The organism is Halorubrum sp. F4, assembly GCF_027257195.1.
Taxonomy (GTDB): domain Archaea; phylum Halobacteriota; class Halobacteria; order Halobacteriales; family Haloferacaceae; genus Halorubrum.
The window spans coordinates 1-1599 of sequence record NZ_JAPDFS010000051.1 but is presented as its reverse complement, the minus strand read 5'-3'; the positions used below and the strand labels follow the sequence as shown (position 1 = coordinate 1599).

General features: G+C 55.7%; 1 protein-coding gene and 1 pseudogene. Both read right to left on the bottom strand.

Annotated elements, in window-relative coordinates:
- Positions 1 to 94 (bottom strand): annotated as a pseudogene (locus OKW78_RS16650) (IS5/IS1182 family transposase); the annotation flags it as partial.
- A 111-nt stretch (positions 95 to 205) separates the two neighbouring features.
- A complete protein-coding gene (locus OKW78_RS16645) occupies positions 206 to 1402 on the bottom strand; it encodes a Cdc6/Cdc18 family protein (RefSeq protein WP_281196166.1) in 1197 nt (398 codons plus the stop codon).
- Positions 1403 to 1599 lie beyond the last annotated feature (197 nt).

Here is a 1599-nt window from a genome sequence, read left to right as displayed (position 1 = left end):
CGCCGCCTTCCGGGGCGACGGATTCGCCTCCATCGCCAGTAACTCTTTGAGCAACCGGGACAACTTCTCCAATGAAGCGGGAGATTTGTGTCATAAGCAACCGAATCTTCCCGCTTCAACGCCTTTGATTTAGCGACCTACCCTGCCGCTGTATGGCGATTCAACACAGCCACTGAAACTCACCCTAGAGCGGTCCCCACCCAGGTTACACCGATTTACACGCCTCGACGACAAGCTCGGGGGCATCAACAAGCCGGTTCACGGTGTGGGCGCCCTTCCCCTTTCCACGCCCCTTCCGATCCTGCTCGATCAGCGAGAGAAACGCCAGTTCGGAGAGTAAATCCCTGACGCGACGGATCTTGAGCGGATCGGTTCCTTCGCGTTCACAAACGACCTCGTACGCAGAGTACACCTGTTTCGAGGGGATCATGACGTCGGGATCAGTTGATTGCTGTATCTGGAGTGCGAGTCCTTGAAGCAGATACTTCGAGTGCTCGGGTTGCTTCCCGATGAGTTCGGCGAGACGCGCCTCTTCTTCGCGGTCGTGGGCTTCATCGACGTACTCGATGCGAACCCGGTCGTCGCTGTGTTCGTCGGCGATTTCACCAGTATACCGGAGAATACCGATCGCCTTTCGGGCGTCGCCGTGTTCTTTCGCCGCAAGAGCCGCCACCTTCGGAATCACCTCGTCATCAAGTACACCCTCTCGGAACGCGTCCGCCCGTGACGAGAGAATTGCGCGGAGCTGATTCGCGTCGTACGGCGGGAACACGAGATCTCGCTCGGAGAGACTCGACTTTACCCGCTCGTTGAGCGATTCCTTATACCGAATTTTGTTGCTGATCCCGATGATGCCGAGCGTGCTGTCGTTCACCTTTTCAGCTTCGGCCGCTCGCGAGAGTTGCATGAGAATGTTATCGTCTTCAAGCTTGTCGATCTCGTCGAGAATGATGATCCCGACATCGAGACGGGCGTCAACAATCTTCCAGAGGCGGCGGTAGTAATCGGACGTAGAGACACCTGACACTGGAACTGTCACGCCCGTCTCGTCGCGATCGTTGAACGACTTGGCGATCGTCCGGACAACCTGCGTCTCGGTGGAGTCTTGAAAGCAATCGATGTACGCCACGTCGACGTGGACACCATTGTCGGCAGCGGCTTCGGTCAGATCCCGCGTGATATACTTTGAACAGAGGCTCTTGCCTGTTCCTGTCTTTCCGTAGATCAACACGTTGTTCGGCGTCCCCCCACGCTTCGCGTCCTTGATCGCGTTCGCAAGGTTACCGAGTTCTTTTTCGCGGCCGATAATGCGGTCGCCTTCCGGGAGGTGACTCACGCGGAGTAGCTCCTTGTCGGCAAAGATGGGGTCGGGATCCCCAAAGAATGACTCCGTATCGCTCATGCGAAATTCCACTCAGCCAACCTATATCAATCTTCGGCACCGAATTGCCGCTGTAAATACGGTACTATACAACCATAACGGATAATGTTGCCCGTATTCGGTAGTTACCCACGATTTGAGAATTGTGTCTGTGATTCGAACCCCTCATTGCCGCTGTAAACATGATCTCGACAATATCCTCCCACCCCTCATTGCCG